Genomic DNA, 14,614 nt, shown 5'->3' with positions numbered 1-14,614 from the left:
CGGTCAGACCCCGACATGCCGATGGAAGGCTTCGGAATCGGGGCCAAGGTCGCTTGCCGGATGGCATTCGGCGATCCGTCCGCCCGCGACAAACCCGATCCGGTCCGCCACGGCCAGGGCTGTGTCCACGCGTTGCTCTACCAGGATCGTGGCAACGCCGGTGCGCCTGAGTGCATCGATCGTGTCGCGGATCAGCGCGATCATCGAGGGTTGCAACCCCTCGCTGGGTTCGTCGAGCAACAGCACCTTGGGCTCCATGCACAGCGCGCGGCCGATGGCCAGCATCTGCTGTTCGCCGCCCGAAAGCGTCCGGGCGGGCTGGTTCAGGCGCTCGCGCAGGCGGGGGAAAAGCTGCAGGACGGTTTCCCTTGTGCGCTGGGGCCGGTCGCGGGCCATCAGGCCGATCGTCAGGTTCTGCGCTACGCTCAGATCTCCGAACAGGCGTCGGCCCTGGGGCACATAGCCGATGCCGGCGCGCGCAATGCCATGGGCGGGCTGCGTGTCCAGGCGCCGGCCGTCCAGCCGGATCTGGCCCGAGCGTGGGCGAACCAGCCCCATGATGGTCCGCAGGATCGTTGTCTTGCCAGCGCCGTTGCGGCCCATCAGACACAGGACCTCTCCGCCGGAAACGGACAGGGAAAGGTCGCGCAACACGATCACCGCGTCATAGCCAGATGTGACCCGATCGAGCGTCAGCATTCATTCCCCCAGATAGGCCGCCTGCACGGCCCGGTTGGCACGAATTTCTTCGGGCGTCCCGGTGGCCAGAACGCGACCCAGGTCCAGCACGGTGATGCGCTGGGCCAGCCGCATGACGACATCCATGTTGTGTTCGATCAGCAGCACGGTCGCCTGCGGCACCACTGACCGCACGATCGCGTCAAACCGCGCGATCTCGGACTCGGCCAGGCCCTGCGTCGGTTCATCAAGGATCAGCAGGCGGGGATTCAGGGCCAGCCCCATCGCAAGTTCCAGCAGGCGCTGATGGCCATAGCTGAGTGTCCCGGCGATCGCGTCCCGTTCGGCTTGCAGCCCTACACGCTCCAACGCCTCCATCACCATGGCGGCGGCATTCGCGGGGCGTTGCCATTGGACGGCCAGGGCCACGTTGTCAAATACCGTCAGCGCCCGGTAGATCTGCGTGATCTGGAACGTATAGGCAATGCCCAGCCGCACGCGGCGATGGGCCGGCATGGCGGTGATGTCGCGCCCCTGGAACAGGATGCGGCCGGACTGTGCGCGAATGCGGCCCGACAGCAGGCTGACCAGCGTCGTCTTGCCGGCCCCGTTCGGTCCGATCAAGGCGTGGATCTCTCCCTGTCGCAGGGACAGATCTACGCCATCGACGGCGCGGATGCCGTCGAAATGCCGGGTCAGGTCATGCGTTTCCAGCAGCGTCATGGAATCCATCGGGCGAACCTGTCCCTTATCGATCCCAGTATGCCGCGGGGCGCAAAGAGGATCAGCAGCACCAATGCCGCGCCGGTGACAAGCTGATGGGCGTCGGTCACGTTGCTGGCCAGATCGATCAGGTAGAACATCGCGACGGTTCCGATCAGCGGCCCAAGGACGGTTCCCGCACCTCCCAGCAGGACATAGAGAAGCGGCAGGATCGAATACTGGACCGAGGCCAGCGACGCGCCGACATAGCCGAACAGAAGCGCATAAGCCCCGCCCGCAAGGCCCGACATCGCACCGGACAGGCCAAGCGCGATCAGTTTCGTCATATAGGGATCATAGCCCAGCATGCGCGAGCGTTCCTCGTTCTCGCGCATGGCGACCATGACGCGGCCCAGTCCGCTGCGGGCGATGATCAGTGCCGCGACCATGGTCAGAGCAAACAGCGCCCATGCGACCAGGAAGCGCACCGACCCGTCGGCCAGGTCCAGCCCGAAGAGCTGGCGCGAGGCGCGGGCGATCACCAGCCCTTCATCGCCCCGTGTCCAGCGCCCAAGATAGAGGATCGCCAGGTGGAAGGCCTGCGCAAACATCAGCGTCACGATCATGAAGGCCACCCCGGCCGTGCGCAGCGCGAACGATCCCAGCGCCAGGGCAACCGCCCCGCCCGCCACGGGGCCTGCCAGAAGCGCCAGCCAGCCCGGCAGGCCGGTGTAATAGGCTGTGAGGCCCGCAGCATACAGTCCCGCCCCGAAGAACAGCGCATGGCCAAGGCTCAGTAGGCCCGTATAGCCAAAGGCGATGTTGTAGCCCGTCGCGTAGATCGCCAGCACCATGATGCGCGCAAGGTTGCCGTGGTGATAGGCCGGCAGCAGGACATGCGCGGCCAGAAGGGCGGCCAGCGCACCGACATGCGTCCACAGGATGCGCGCCGTCATGGCGCGGTCCGTCCAAAAAGGCCCTGAGGCCGGACGACAAGGATCAGCGCGACGGCCAGCGTGGCGACGATACGCGCCAGGGTAGGTGCGAAGAAGGTCGAGACGATGCCGTCCGTCAACCCGATCACGATGGCCGCGATCAGGGTGCCGCGCAGGCTGCCAAGGCCGCCGATGATGACGGTGATGAAGGACAACAGCAGCGGATCACCGCCCATCAGGTAATGCGCCTGGGTGATCGGCACGACCAGAACCGCAGCCATCGCCGCCAGGGCCGCGCCAAGTGCGAACACGCCGGCATAGACGCGATCGACATTGATGCCAAAGGCGCGCGCCATGTCGCGATCCTCTTGCGTGGCGCGCATGATCAGCCCGGCCCGCGAGCGTGACAGAACGACCCATAGTAGCGTCAGGATCATTGCGGCGGCAGCTACGACGACCAGCTTGTAGCCGGCATAGCCGAACCACGGCAGCTGCACCCGGAAATCGACGGGCGCGGGCACCGGTCGGGCGTCGGGACCAAAGAGACTGAGCGCGGCCTGTTGCAGGATGTAGAGAATGCCGATCGTCGCGACGATCGTCGCTTCGGGTTCGTAGTTCAGCCGCTTGAGCACCGCCCAGTCGGCAATCGCGGCAAGCAACCCGACCACAAGCGGGCACAGGATCAGTGCCAGGGCAAAGGACAGCGCCGCCGGGCCGGGGACGAACTGCGACACGAACCACGCCAGAACCGCACCCAGCATGAAGAATTCCCCATGCGCGACATTGACGACCCGCATGATGCCAAAGACCAGCGACAAGCCCGAGGCGGTCAGCGCCAGAACCGCGGCCGAGACGAGGCCTTCCATCACGGCCAGCAGCAGAAACGGTCCGAAATCCACGCGATACGATCCCGAAGGCTTGCGCCGGGCGGCGGAACCCGTCCGGCGCGGTTGGGTCAGAAGCTCATGGTCGTGTAATCGACTTCGTCCGGATAGAAGCCATCTTCCATCGCGGTGCGATGCACGCGCACCAGGCGACCGTTCCGGACCTGGCTGATCGATTGCAGGCCAAAGGCCTGGTGCGTGCGGCCATTGAACAGCTTGGGCCCCTGCGGATGTTCCAGACCTTCGGGGAACTCGGTCATTGCCTCCATCGCCTCGACCACGGCCTGACGATCGGCAGGGCCGCGATATTCGGCCGCTTCCATGGCGCGTTTCAGGATGAACAGTGTCTCCCAGACCGAGAACATGTGCGAATAGGTGGACACGTCCCTGGGGTCCGTGACCGACGCACCGTTGGCATCGACGCCGACTGCGGCACGATAGAGGTCTTCGTGCTCGCCCGCGTCGTCCTGGCGATAGCGCGGATGGCCTTCCCAGAAATGCGAACCTTCCAGGAATTCCAGCCCGGGCGAGTCGATCGCCACGGCCTCGAGACTGTCGATGAAACCGAAGAGCTGCGGACGCGCGCCCGAGCCATAGAACTCGCCCAGTTCCTTGACGAAGGTCAGAACCGACGGGCCGACCATGACGTGATAAAGAACCTCGGTTTCGCGCGGGATCTGCGGGAAATAGCGGGTAAACGACGTCTCGGTCGGTGGAATTGCGATATGCTTGATGACCTCGCCGCCCTGTGCGGCCACCGCAGCGGTGAAGAAGTCGCGGTGATCGTGGCCAAAGGCATAGTCCGGAAAGACCATGGTGACCTTGCGGCCCAGGTTCTGCGTGACGAAGGGCGCCATGGACTGGACCTGGCTCTTGACATCGGTGATGCCCGGCTGAAGCACCCAGCGGTTCAGCGCGCCCGAGGCCACATGGTGCCCTTCCGAACACACGAGATAGGGCACGCGCAGTTCGCCCGCGCGGGGGGCGGACCCCATCACCACATGGCTGAAGAGCGTTCCCATCACCACGTCGCAGCGCGCCTGCATGACGAGCTTTTCGACGACCTCGGCGCCGCGACGGGGATCGGTGCCGTCGTCCTCGAACAGGATTTCCACGGGCCGGCCATTGATCCCGCCCTGGTCGTTCAGAACCTTCAATGCCGCGGTTGCGGTGCGTTCATACCACCGCCCATAGGATGCCCCGATCCCCGTGCGATGCAGCTGGAACCCGATCCGGATCGGTTCGGCCGACTGCGCCTGTGCATAGCGCGCGGACAGGCCGCCAAGCGCTATCGCGCCGGTCGCGCCCAGGCCCTTGAGAACGTCGCGCCGGGTCGGCGTCACCTTCAGGTCGTCACGTTTCATTCGTTACAAGCCCTTTCATGCCGGGCCGCCCAGGTTGCGGACCCGAAAGCCTTGTAGCGCGACGATGCGGTTGTGAAAAGTTTGCTGTGGCGTCATCCGATGGTCTGCGCCGACAAAAGCCACAGCCCCAGAATCGTATAGGCCACCATCAGCGCCGTCATGGGCAGTTGCGCGGTCAGTGTCTGGGGCAGGTGCAGCCCGCGCCATACCGAATGGTGCACGATCACCGCGGCCAGATGGGCAACCAGGATGACCGCGAACTGGAAGGACCAGATCGCCAGGACGCCCGATCGGGTCGAAAGGAACCCGAACGAGACCCAGTGTTCCGGTAGACCCAGCAGCGACCAGCCCCGGCCGAATGGATCGTTCAGCGCGGCAAGAACGTATTGGCCGTCCGTCAGCAGCGCCACGAAGTAATGTGCAATGTGATAACCCGCCGCGATGGGCAAAAGGGACAGCATCAGGGGGCCGGCGACATGCCGTGATCGGCCCCCGGGGAGGCTGAGCGCAATCGCGCCCAGGACAAGCGCCGAGGCCGCCGCCCAGACAGCGACCAGACCCGCTGTGTTCACCCCCATGACGGCCGAGCGGCCGGGATATTCCAGCGGATTGACGCCGATCCAGCCGGCCCAGAGGAATGTCTCGCTGAGCCCGTCGAACGTGACCGACGACAGGACAAGCGTGACGAACGCCATGGCCGAGACCGATAGCGGCGGCAGGGTCGGGATTCGCCAGCCGGGTAGCGCGGCCATGATACGCAGTCGGTCGCCACGGGGTTCCGCCCAGAAGGGCGCGACGCGCGAGACCAGCGCAAAATAGGCGTTCAGGAATTCACCTCGTGGCGGCCAGTCTTCGCCTTCCAGCACGGCAAGGATCAGCACCAGTAGGTAATAGGACGCTGCCACGCGTGCCAGATGCGCCGGATCGGAGGGCGCCAGCGAGACGGTCTCGAACCATGCAAAGGACAGGTAGCCCAGAACCGCCGGCCAGTGCTCCAGCCGCGAAAGTCCGATTCCCTTTTGGGGCAGCCAGCGTGAAAGGGCAGCGCGCAGCAATCCCACAGGCGCGCGCCACGGATCGATGTCATGCCACAGGTTCCCCAACAAGGCGACGGCCAGCGTCATGCCGACCCAGATCACGGTCCAGACCGTCAGCGGCAGAAGGTTTTCCTTGGGGTCCGGCGTGCCAGATAATCCGACCGCCACCAGTACCCAGAACAACCCGAATGCCAGCCAGTTCGTCACGCCGGGCGGCAGCAGGCGCGGGCGCTCGAACAGGCATGTTGCGCGGACCTTCGGCAGGTGGCGCAGGAAGGGTATCGCTAGGGCCGTGATCGCAACGGCCAGGCCAGCGCCCAGCATGTACCAGCCCGTCGGCAGCGTCTGGATGACCATGCGCTCGGACGCATGGGCGAATGCCGGGCCGGGGGCCAGCGCCATCGCGGCGATCAAGGTCAGAAGCTTCATGCTAGATCAGCGAATATTCGGCCAGCATCTCGTATCGCGGCCCCTCGGGCCGCAGGTGAGACGCGAACAGGCCAAATCCATGCACCGTGAACGCGCCGCCGGGCCATGTGCCATGCGCGGACAGGAAGCGTGCCAGCCGCGCCAGCTCTTCGGCGTCGGGATGGCGGGGCAGGCGTGCCAAGGTGACATGCGGGACAAAGCGTTCCCGCGGCAGCATGATGCCCGCCCCGTGAAGCCGCGAGCGGATGCGGCGGTGCAGATCGGCCAGCTCTGGGCTGTGTCGCAGGGCGGCATGAACGATGCGCGGCGTTGCCCCGCCCAGGGTGGATATGCCTTCGATCACCAGTTCGAAGGGACGCGCCGCGATGCCCGACAGCGTGTCATGAATCCGCTCGAGCGCCGCGTCGGATTGGTCGTCCAGAAAGGCCAGCGTGACATGCATGTTTTCGGCGGGCACCGGCCGGCCCATGTCGATCTGCTCCGCCAGATCGGCCAGGCGATCGGCAAGGTCTTCGGGCAGGGGGATCGCTATGAAGCTGCGCATCGGGTGTTGCTCCGTCAAACTGGCGCGATCAGAGCACAGGCATCGCCCGATGTGGAGCCCTTGCGCGACCGCGCGTTCTGGCGCAGGGTCTGCCCGGCAAGACATGCCCATGCAAGAGGTAGGCGATGCGAGCGGGACTGGTCTTTCTGGTGGCGGCCTATGTGCTCAGCCAGTTCTACAGGGCCTTTCTGGCGGTTCTCAGCCCGGTACTGCAGGCCGATCTGCGGCTTGAACCGGGGGATCTGGCAATCTCGTCGGGCATCTGGTTCATCGCCTTTGCCGCGATGCAGATGCCCGTCGGGGCCGCGCTCGACCGGCTGGGCCCACGCCTGACGGCGTCTGTGCTGCTCGGTCTTGGCGGCGGTGGCGGGGCCATGGTCTTTGCGATGGCGCAGGGGGCGATGGGACTGCACGTGGCCATGGCGCTGATCGGCATGGGCTGCGCGCCGGTGCTGATGGCATCCTATTACATCTTTGCGCGGACCTTTCCTCCGGCGGCTTTCGGCGCGCTGGCGGGGGCGGTGATCGGGATCGGTTCGCTGGGCAATATCGCCGGTGCCGCGCCGCTTGCGTGGTTCGTGCAGGCGGTGGGCTGGCGTGCGGCGCTCTGGGCGCTGGCGGCGGTGGCGATCGCGATTTCCCTTGCCCTGTGGACGTTTGTGCGCGACCCCGAGCCCGCCGTCGCACCCGAAGGCGCGCGCGGCTCGCTTCTGGACATCCTCAGGCTGCCGGGCATGTGGGCGATCCTGCCGCTGATGGCGGTCAATTACGCCCCGGCCGCGGCGATCCGCGGCCTTTGGGCCGGGCCATACCTGTCGGAGGTTTTCGGAGCGTCTGCCATCGTCATCGGGAACGTGACGCTGGCGATGGCCCTGGCGATGGTGCTGGGGAATTTTGCCTATGGCCCGATGGATCGGCTGCTGGGTTCGCGCAAGCGTCTGGTTTTCATGGGCAATCTTGGTGCGGCCCTGTGCCTGTCTGCCCTTGTTGTCGCGCCGTCGGCCGGGCTGTGGCCCGCTGCGTTGGCTCTGGCCGGGCTGGGTCTGTTCGGATCCTCCTTTCCGGCGATCATGGCGCATGGTCGGGCCTTCTTTCCGCCGCATCTGGTTGGGCGCGGCGTGACCTTTCTGAACATGTTCAGCATCGGCGGGGCGGGCGTGATGCAGTTCGCCTCGCGTCCGGTCTATCAGGCGGCGGTCGAGTCCGGTCCGGCCGACCAGGCCTTTTCGCGGCTGTTCCTGTTCTTCCTTGTCCCTCTTGCGGTCGGGCTTGTCCTGTATCTTTTCAGTCGCGAGGCGCCGGCGACCCTGCCCCATTCGATGGGAGAGGGCAGATGACAAGGCTGGGCTTCCTGATCGCGCGCACCCTGCGGCAGGAAGGGCCGCTTGCACGCCTGTCCGTGCCGCAGCAGTCCCTGATGGACGAACTGGAGGGGCGGGCGGTGGCGCTTGTCGGCAATGCGCGATCCCTGGCCGCGCGGGAAGAGGGCGCGATGATCGACGCGGCCGATATCGTCATCCGCATCAACCGCGCGCCCATGCCGTCGGCCCGCTCGCACGGCACGCGCACCGACTGGCTGGCGCTTGCAACCTCGATCCGCCCGGCCGAGCTGGATCGTATCGCGCCGCGCCGCATCCTGTGGATGAGCCACAAGCGCAAGAGGCTGAGCTGGCGCGTGGCGCACACGCCCGGCTTCTACCTGCACCCGCTGGTGGATTGGACAACGCTGCGCGATCGTCTGGGCGCGCCGCCCACGACCGGGGCCATGATGATCGATCTGCTGATGCGCAGCCGCCTGCGGATGCTCAGCCTGCACGGATTTGATTTCTTTGCCTCGAAGTCGCTCAGCGGGTCGCGCGATGCCCACCAGGTGCCGCACGATTTCGCGGCCGAACGCAGGATGGTCGAGGATCTGATCGCGCGCGACGGGCGGGTGCGGCTGGTCGGGGCATGAAGTCGGCGCAACGCCCCGCGCGTGTTGGACGAATAAGGGCCGCGCGCGGCGATCGGGGTCTTTAACAAGGCGCGCCGATGCGGTATTGGGCCTCGTCCCTGAACTGGAGGAGACCCCAATGGGCTACAAGGTCGTTGTCGCCGGCGCCACGGGGAATGTGGGCCGCGAAATGCTGAACATCCTCGCCGAGCGGGAATTCCCCGTCGACGAGATCGTCGCGCTTGCCAGCCGCAGGTCGCTGGGCACCGAAGTGTCGTTCGGGGACAAGACGCTGAAGACCAAGGATATCGAGGGCTTTGACTTTACCGGCTGGGATATCGCGCTGTTCGCGATCGGCTCCGAAGCCACCAGGAAATACGCTCCCATCGCGGCTTCGCAGGGTTGTGTCGTGATCGACAATTCGTCGCTTTACCGGTACGACCCGGATGTGCCGCTGGTCGTGCCCGAGGTGAATGCCGAGGCCGTCGAGGGCTATGCGAAGAAGAACATCATCGCCAACCCGAACTGTTCGACCGCGCAGATGGTCGTGGCGCTGAAGCCCCTGCATGACCGTGCGCGCATCAAGCGGGTCGTTGTCAGCACCTATCAGTCGGTGTCGGGCGCGGGCAAGGAAGGCATGGACGAGCTTTGGGACCAGACCAAGGCCGTCTATAACCCCACCGCCGACGTGCCGCCGAAGAAATTCCCCAAGCAGATTGCCTTCAACGTCATTCCCCATATCGACGTCTTCATGGAAGACGGCTCGACCAAGGAAGAATGGAAGATGGTGGTCGAGACCAAGAAGATCCTGGATCCCGCGATCAAGGTCACGGCGACCTGTGTGCGGGTGCCGGTCTTCGTCGGCCATTCCGAGGCGATCAACATCGAGTTCGAGGATTTCCTGGACGAGGAAGAGGCGCGCGACATCCTGCGCGAGGCGCCGGGCGTCATGGTGATCGACAAGCGTGAACCCGGCGGATACATCACGCCCGTGGAGTGTGTCGGCGATTATGCGACCTTCGTCAGCCGCATCCGTCAGGACCCGACCGTCGAGAATGGCCTGAACCTGTGGTGCGTGTCCGACAACCTGCGCAAGGGGGCAGCCCTGAACGCGGTACAGATCGCCGAGGTTCTGGGAAATCGCTGTCTCAAGAAGGGCTAGGGACTGCATCCCGGGGAAAATGATCGCGGGGCGCCGTTCGGGCGCCCCGTTTCGTGTTCAGCTGTTGCCGCCCGCCGTGATCGCCTCCGCCAGATCGCGGTATTCTGCGCAAGTTCCGCAAACCGATTTCAGAACCAGCAGGTTCTGCCGCGCGCGGTCCATCTGCCCAAGCTCGACAAACAGCTCGCCCTGATATTCCAGCGCCCCGACATGGCGCGGATCGACCTTCAGTGCGGCGTCGTACCATCGCGCTGCCTCGCCGAACCGTTTCATCTTGCGATTGGCAAATCCCATGAGATTCAGCGCGTCGGCATTGCGCGGATCATCCCGTACGATCGCGGCCAGCAGGCGCAGGGCCTGCGGGTAGCGGCCCGCGTCGATCTCGGCCCGTGCCTGGGCCAGCGGGGACAGGACGGTTGCCGTGTCTCCGCCGGTCGCGGCAGCAAGGGCTGGCGCCGCGGCCAGGATCAGCCCGAATGCAAGAGACATCGCCCGAAGGGGCGTCGCGGAGCATGCTCGGATCATGGCCGTCCTCCCGTCTTTCCGTTGATCGGTGACACTCTATCACGGATGGCCGGGCTCGGCGCGCACATCCTCGCGATCCATGATCGCGGCACGGGTCATGGGGACGGACATGGTCGAACGGCGGCGGCGCCCGTTCGGGCCGGGCCAGGACTGCCCGAACCGCATGACAAGGGCGCCCATGTCAAAGCCCAGCTCCTCGAGCCGGAGGACGGGGCGCCCGCGGGGCCAGCTGCGCACCATCAGGCCACCATCGCGCGTGGGACTAAGATCATAGCCCAGCGCCCGGAGCCGCCGGAAGAGATCGACCCAATCCGTTGCCCGGTGGGCGGCTTTGCGGATGGATTCAGTTTCCCGCCAGCGAACCGGGTTTGCGAGATGGGTTGCGGCATGGGGCGCGGCGTCAGGAGGCAGTCGCCGTGCGTCATCGCTTGCCATCTGCAACGATGGCGCGGCGTCGTGGGGAGAGTGCGGGGCGGTCAGGGCCTTGGCGTGTTCCATGCCGCGACCTTGCCGCAACATGGTTAAGCGATGGTTATCGCCCACATGCAATCGATGCCGGATCAGATCGGCACGAAGCGGCCGACCTTCGGGTCGTATTGTTCAAGCCGGCCTTCGCCGATGTCGTTCCAAAGACCATGCAGGGTCATGTCGCCACTTTCGACCGCGCTTGCAACAAAAGGAAAGGTCATCAGGTTCTCCAGGCTGATCAGCACCGCCTGCTTTTCCAGGGCGGTCAGCTGCTCGTCTTCGGGCAGGTCCTTCACGCGCTCATAGCCGGGTCGCAAGAGATCCATCCAGCGCCCGACGAAGCTGGACGCCTGTTCCAGCTCCGGCGCCTTGCCCGAGCACATGTCGTGACATCCCTGAACGCCGCCGCAGCGCGAATGCCCGACCACGATGAGATGGGCGACCTTCAGCGCGTTCACGGCATATTCGATCGCGGCCGAGGTCCCGTGCTGCTGACCGTCCGGCGCATGGGGCGGCACCAGATTGGCAATGTTGCGGTGGATGAAGAATTCGCCCTGATCGGCCCCGAAGATCGACGTGACATGAACGCGCGAGTCGCAGCAGGAAATCACCATTGCGCGCGGGCGCTGGCCTTCCTCGGCCAGGCGACGATACCACGCGGAATTCTCGCTCCAGGTCGTGGCGCGCCAGCCGTGGTAGCGCTGGACGAGGAAACCGGGCAGTGGTCGTGCGTGTTGCATGAAGTGCACCTTTGATCTCTCGACAGCGTGATTAGCCGCAAGACCGTGAAAATTCGAGAGGTATTTGCGCGCAATCGCAAGAAAACCTTGAGCCTTTCCCCGCAGCTTGGCACCACGAACTTGGGTGATGAACGTGGGGTAGAAGGGTGGCAGAACTTCGTGTCTTGCGCCACGCCGAAGGGGTTTGCCTGAATCCCGATCGGCTGGTGCTGCTGTATTCAGAGCTGGGCGAAACCGGCGCGGAACGCGTCATGCTGCGCACGATGGAAAACATCGATGCGCGGCTGGACGACATCGACCGCCTGTCGCGCACGGGACAGGTGGCGGCGCTGATCCGCTCGGCCCGGACCTTGTCCAAGATGGCCGATCAGATCGGGATGGAGTCGCTTTCGCGCGTCGCGCTGGACGTCGTCGCGGCTTCGGAAACCGGCGATGACGCGGCGCGGGCGGCGACCGTGGCCCGGCTGATGCGCATTGCCGATCGTTCGGTCCGGGCCGTCTGGGATCTGAAGGACATGACGCTCTGAGCGCCCCTTGCAGGTGACGCGCGCGGCGCTAGGGTGGGGCCAGATCCAGACAGGAGACCCACACCATGCGCTTTGCCTTTGCCGATCCGTCCGCGCCGTCCCTGCCGTTGCATCTGGTCGAGGAATCGCGGCTCGAGGATTTCCTTTCCGTCTGCCCCGCGCCGCATCGCAACTGGCTGAAGGCGCAGGGATTCACGGGATCCCTGGGGCAGCTTTGCGTGCTGCCGGGCGAAGAGGGCCAGCCACAGGGGGCGGTGTTCGGCATGGGGTCGGCCTCGGCGCGAAAGCGGGGGCGGTTCCATGTCGCGGCCGCCGCGCCGCGCCTGCCGCAGGGCGACTGGCATCTGGCCGGTGACCTGACGCCCAAGCAGGCCGAAGAGGCTGCATTGGGCTGGTTGCTGGCCGGGTATCGTTTCGACCGTTATCGCCCGTGCGATCGCCCCGCGCAGATCGCCCGGCTGAAGGCGCCCGACGGCATCGATGCCGCGCGGATCCTGGCAATCGCCGAGGGCGAAGCCCTGACGCGCGATCTGATCAACACGCCGGCCTCGGACATGGGCCCGGACGAGCTTGAAGATGCCTTCATGGCACTTGCTGGACGGCACGACGCCGAGGCGCGCGCGATCCGGGGCGAGGAGCTGATCGCGCAGAACTTTCCCCTGATCCACGCGGTTGGGCGCGCGTCGCCCCGCGCGCCGCGGTTGCTGGACATGCGCTGGGGCCAGTCGGGTCCGTCGCTGACGCTTGTGGGCAAGGGCGTGTGCTTTGATACCGGGGGACTCAATCTCAAGCCCGGGTCGTCCATGGGATTGATGAAAAAGGATATGGGCGGCGCCGCCACCGTTCTGGGGCTTGCGCATATGATCATGACGCTGAACCTGCCCATCCGCCTGCGTGTTCTGGTGCCGGCGGTCGAGAACGCCGTGTCGGGCAATTCTTTCCGCCCGCAGGATATCCTGAAAAGCCGCAAGGGGCTGACGGTCGAGGTCAACAATACCGATGCCGAAGGACGCCTGGTTCTGGCCGACGCCTTGGCCCTTGCGGATGAGGAACGGCCCGATCTGATCGTGTCGATGGCCACCTTGACCGGCGCGGCGCGTGTTGCGGTGGGGCCGGACCTCGCGCCGTTCTATTGCGATGACGACGCGCGCGCCCATGCCTTGGCACTGGCGGGCACCCGGGTGGCCGACCCGGTCTGGCGGATGCCGTTCTGGGATCCGTACGAACCAATGATCGAACCGGGCATTGCCGACCTGGACAATGCCCCATCCGGGGGCATGGCGGGGTCGATCACGGCCGCGCTGTTCCTGCGCCGGTTTGTCAGCGACAGCCGCAGCTATCTTCATTTCGATATCTATGGCTGGCAGCCCAAGGATGCGCCGGCCCGCCCCAGGGGAGGCGTTGGGCAGGGTGCGCGGGCCTTGCTGGATGCCCTGCCAGAGGTGCTGAAGTGACGTCGGATCGGCGTCTGTTGCCGGCGAATGGCCGCGTGGCGCATGTCTCGCTGCGCGGCAAGGTTGCGGCCGAAACCTATGTCGAGGGCAGTCAGGCCCGGATCGTCCAGCCGGTTGCCGATCTGCTGGCCGCGCCCGGCGGACCGCGTGACCGGCAGCTCTTGTGGGGGGAGGGCGTTCTGGTGCTCGACCGCGCGGGCGGGCACGCATTCGTCCGTTCGGATCGGGACGGGTATTGCGGCTATGTCGCCGAATCCGCCCTTGGTCCGGCCTGGCGACCGACCCATTGGGTGTCGGCGCCCGCGACGCATCTTTACCCGTCCCCCGACATGAAGCGGCGTGAGGTCGCCTGCATCAGTCTGGGCGCGCGGCTGCAGATCACGGGGCGCGAGGGCGGTTTTGCCCGCAGCTTGGACGGATTGTTCGTTCCGGCACAGCATCTGCGTGAATTGGGGGCTTGGGCGGACGACCCTGTCCGGGTGGCCGCGAGTTTCCTTGGTACCCCATATCTTTGGGGGGGCAATTCCCGCCAGGGGATCGATTGTTCGGGACTTGTGCAGGCTGCATTGACCGCATGCGGGATCGCCTGTCCGGGCGACAGCGATCTGCAGCAGATGCTGGGCGATCCGCTGCCCGAAGATGTGCCCATGACGCGCGGCGATCTGATCTTCTGGAAGGGGCATGTCGCAATGGCGGTGTCCGGGACGCTTCTGATCCATGCCAATGCCCATCGCATGGCGGTCACGCATGAAGGGATCGACGAGGCCATCGCGCGGATCGAGGCGCAGGGCGAGGGCCGCCCGACCTCCCGGCGCCGTCTGTCCGGCCTGTCGTCCTGAGGCTCAGTCGATCGGGCGGATCAGTTTGCGTTCAAGGACTCGCAGAACGGTGGACAGGTCATGGCCACGCCGCAGGATGCGCCCATCCGCGCCGACGACTGAATATTGCCCCTGGCGCAATCGTAGGTCCGGACGCTTCTCGATCCGGTAGATCGGATGTTCCGCCGCGCGGCGAAAGACCGAAAAGATCGCGACATCGCTGAGGAACGACATCGCGTAGTCGCGCCATTCCCCCGCCGCGACCATGCGCCCGTAAAGGCCCAGGATGATGCCCAGCTCCTTGCGGTCAAAGGCAACCTGCGCCTTTGCGCCGGTGCGGGGATTCATGGGGGTCGGGGGCTGTGCCGTCATGACAGGATGTTAGCGATGCCCGGTGCGATTGATCAAGGGAAG

Annotated in this window: 17 protein-coding genes; 6 read left to right on the top strand and 11 right to left on the bottom strand. The window is 65.7% G+C overall.

All coding sequences use genetic code 11. The annotated features are described in order from the left end of the window. Positions 1 to 3: 3 nt before the first annotated feature. The 7 genes from LV82_RS01230 to thpR form a co-directional block, all read right to left on the bottom strand. The gene (locus LV82_RS01230; RefSeq protein WP_104068886.1) at positions 4 to 699 is read right to left on the bottom strand and encodes an ABC transporter ATP-binding protein; all 696 of its coding nucleotides are present in this window, start codon (positions 697 to 699) and stop codon (positions 4 to 6) included. Then, positions 700 to 1,401 (bottom strand): ABC transporter ATP-binding protein, encoded by a 702-nt coding sequence (locus LV82_RS01225; protein ID WP_104069268.1) that lies wholly within the window; start codon positions 1,399 to 1,401, stop codon positions 700 to 702. After that, positions 1,398 to 2,336, bottom strand: coding sequence for a branched-chain amino acid ABC transporter permease (locus tag LV82_RS01220; RefSeq protein WP_104068885.1), 939 nt, complete (start codon positions 2,334 to 2,336; stop codon positions 1,398 to 1,400). Before LV82_RS01220 ends, LV82_RS01225 begins: the two co-directional genes overlap by 4 nt. Next, entirely contained in the window at positions 2,333 to 3,214 is an 882-nt protein-coding gene (locus LV82_RS01215; RefSeq protein WP_104068884.1) for a branched-chain amino acid ABC transporter permease, read from the bottom strand. Before LV82_RS01215 ends, LV82_RS01220 begins: the two co-directional genes overlap by 4 nt. A gap of 56 nt (positions 3,215 to 3,270) precedes the next feature. Next, positions 3,271 to 4,563 (bottom strand): ABC transporter substrate-binding protein, encoded by a 1,293-nt coding sequence (locus LV82_RS01210; protein ID WP_104068883.1) that lies wholly within the window; start codon positions 4,561 to 4,563, stop codon positions 3,271 to 3,273. A 92-nt stretch (positions 4,564 to 4,655) separates the two neighbouring features. Continuing rightward, positions 4,656 to 6,029, bottom strand: a complete 1,374-nt coding sequence (locus LV82_RS01205; protein ID WP_104068882.1) for a hypothetical protein — start codon at positions 6,027 to 6,029, stop codon at positions 4,656 to 4,658. Between the two features lies 1 nt (position 6,030). Further along, a complete protein-coding gene (thpR, locus tag LV82_RS01200) occupies positions 6,031 to 6,573 on the bottom strand; it encodes an RNA 2',3'-cyclic phosphodiesterase (protein WP_170063327.1) in 543 nt (180 codons plus the stop codon). A 125-nt stretch (positions 6,574 to 6,698) separates the two neighbouring features. Between thpR and LV82_RS01195 the strand changes: the two genes are divergently transcribed. The 3 genes from LV82_RS01195 (at position 6,699) to LV82_RS01185 (ending at position 9,668) form a co-directional block, all read left to right on the top strand. Next, positions 6,699 to 7,910 carry an MFS transporter gene (locus LV82_RS01195; protein ID WP_104068880.1) on the top strand — a complete coding sequence of 404 codons (1,212 nt, stop codon included), beginning with the start codon at positions 6,699 to 6,701 and terminating at the stop codon, positions 7,908 to 7,910. Further along, complete coding sequence (locus LV82_RS01190) at positions 7,907 to 8,527, top strand: glycosyltransferase family 29 protein (RefSeq protein WP_104068879.1); 621 nt, start codon at positions 7,907 to 7,909, stop codon at positions 8,525 to 8,527. Before LV82_RS01195 ends, LV82_RS01190 begins: the two co-directional genes overlap by 4 nt. A 118-nt stretch (positions 8,528 to 8,645) precedes the next feature. Beyond that, positions 8,646 to 9,668 (top strand): aspartate-semialdehyde dehydrogenase, encoded by a 1,023-nt coding sequence (locus LV82_RS01185; RefSeq protein WP_104068878.1) that lies wholly within the window; start codon positions 8,646 to 8,648, stop codon positions 9,666 to 9,668. Positions 9,669 to 9,725: 57 nt separating this feature from the next. On the opposite strand, the gene LV82_RS01180 is transcribed toward LV82_RS01185, so the two are convergent. From LV82_RS01180 to LV82_RS01170, 3 genes are all read right to left on the bottom strand, one after another. After that, positions 9,726 to 10,193 (bottom strand): tetratricopeptide repeat protein, encoded by a 468-nt coding sequence (locus LV82_RS01180; protein ID WP_104068877.1) that lies wholly within the window; start codon positions 10,191 to 10,193, stop codon positions 9,726 to 9,728. Between the two features lie 39 nt (positions 10,194 to 10,232). After that, complete coding sequence (locus tag LV82_RS01175) at positions 10,233 to 10,691, bottom strand: hypothetical protein (protein ID WP_104068876.1); 459 nt, start codon at positions 10,689 to 10,691, stop codon at positions 10,233 to 10,235. Positions 10,692 to 10,753: 62 nt separating this feature from the next. After that, entirely contained in the window at positions 10,754 to 11,401 is a 648-nt protein-coding gene (locus LV82_RS01170; RefSeq protein WP_104068875.1) for a carbonic anhydrase, read from the bottom strand. Between the two features lie 146 nt (positions 11,402 to 11,547). On the opposite strand from LV82_RS01170, the gene LV82_RS01165 reads away from it, so the two are divergent. The 3 genes from LV82_RS01165 to LV82_RS01155 all read left to right on the top strand — a co-directional run bounded on the left by LV82_RS01165 (position 11,548) and on the right by LV82_RS01155 (position 14,221). Then, positions 11,548 to 11,928, top strand: coding sequence for a hypothetical protein (locus tag LV82_RS01165; RefSeq protein WP_245873024.1), 381 nt, complete (start codon positions 11,548 to 11,550; stop codon positions 11,926 to 11,928). A gap of 65 nt (positions 11,929 to 11,993) precedes the next feature. After that, entirely contained in the window at positions 11,994 to 13,382 is a 1,389-nt protein-coding gene (locus tag LV82_RS01160; RefSeq protein ID WP_104068874.1) for a leucyl aminopeptidase family protein, read from the top strand. Continuing rightward, positions 13,379 to 14,221, top strand: coding sequence for a C40 family peptidase (locus tag LV82_RS01155; RefSeq protein WP_245873023.1), 843 nt, complete (start codon positions 13,379 to 13,381; stop codon positions 14,219 to 14,221). The genes LV82_RS01160 and LV82_RS01155 overlap by 4 nt, the downstream gene beginning before the upstream one ends. Before the next feature lie 3 nt (positions 14,222 to 14,224). On the opposite strand, the gene LV82_RS01150 is transcribed toward LV82_RS01155, so the two are convergent. Next, complete coding sequence (locus LV82_RS01150) at positions 14,225 to 14,572, bottom strand: DUF2794 domain-containing protein (RefSeq protein WP_104068873.1); 348 nt, start codon at positions 14,570 to 14,572, stop codon at positions 14,225 to 14,227. Positions 14,573 to 14,614 lie beyond the last annotated feature (42 nt).

The organism is Albidovulum inexpectatum (genome assembly GCF_002927635.1).
GTDB lineage: Bacteria > Pseudomonadota > Alphaproteobacteria > Rhodobacterales > Rhodobacteraceae > Albidovulum > Albidovulum inexpectatum.
The sequence above is the reverse complement of the archived record's forward strand: the minus strand, read 5'-3'. Positions and strand labels throughout refer to the sequence as shown.

Coding starts and splice junctions, on each gene's coding strand:
- LV82_RS01230 (WP_104068886.1), bottom strand. CDS start 699: ATGCTGACGCTCGATCGGGTCACATCTGGCTATGACGCGGTGATCGTG.
- LV82_RS01225 (WP_104069268.1), bottom strand. CDS start 1,401: ATGACGCTGCTGGAAACGCATGACCTGACCCGGCATTTCGACGGCATC.
- LV82_RS01220 (WP_104068885.1), bottom strand. CDS start 2,336: ATGACGGCGCGCATCCTGTGGACGCATGTCGGTGCGCTGGCCGCCCTT.
- LV82_RS01210 (WP_104068883.1), bottom strand. CDS start 4,563: ATGAAACGTGACGACCTGAAGGTGACGCCGACCCGGCGCGACGTTCTC.
- LV82_RS01205 (WP_104068882.1), bottom strand. CDS start 6,029: ATGAAGCTTCTGACCTTGATCGCCGCGATGGCGCTGGCCCCCGGCCCG.
- thpR (WP_170063327.1), bottom strand. CDS start 6,573: ATGCGCAGCTTCATAGCGATCCCCCTGCCCGAAGACCTTGCCGATCGC.
- LV82_RS01195 (WP_104068880.1), top strand. CDS start 6,699: ATGCGAGCGGGACTGGTCTTTCTGGTGGCGGCCTATGTGCTCAGCCAG.
- LV82_RS01190 (WP_104068879.1), top strand. CDS start 7,907: ATGACAAGGCTGGGCTTCCTGATCGCGCGCACCCTGCGGCAGGAAGGG.
- LV82_RS01185 (WP_104068878.1), top strand. CDS start 8,646: ATGGGCTACAAGGTCGTTGTCGCCGGCGCCACGGGGAATGTGGGCCGC.
- LV82_RS01180 (WP_104068877.1), bottom strand. CDS start 10,193: ATGATCCGAGCATGCTCCGCGACGCCCCTTCGGGCGATGTCTCTTGCA.
- LV82_RS01175 (WP_104068876.1), bottom strand. CDS start 10,691: ATGGAACACGCCAAGGCCCTGACCGCCCCGCACTCTCCCCACGACGCC.
- LV82_RS01170 (WP_104068875.1), bottom strand. CDS start 11,401: ATGCAACACGCACGACCACTGCCCGGTTTCCTCGTCCAGCGCTACCAC.
- LV82_RS01160 (WP_104068874.1), top strand. CDS start 11,994: ATGCGCTTTGCCTTTGCCGATCCGTCCGCGCCGTCCCTGCCGTTGCAT.
- LV82_RS01150 (WP_104068873.1), bottom strand. CDS start 14,572: ATGACGGCACAGCCCCCGACCCCCATGAATCCCCGCACCGGCGCAAAG.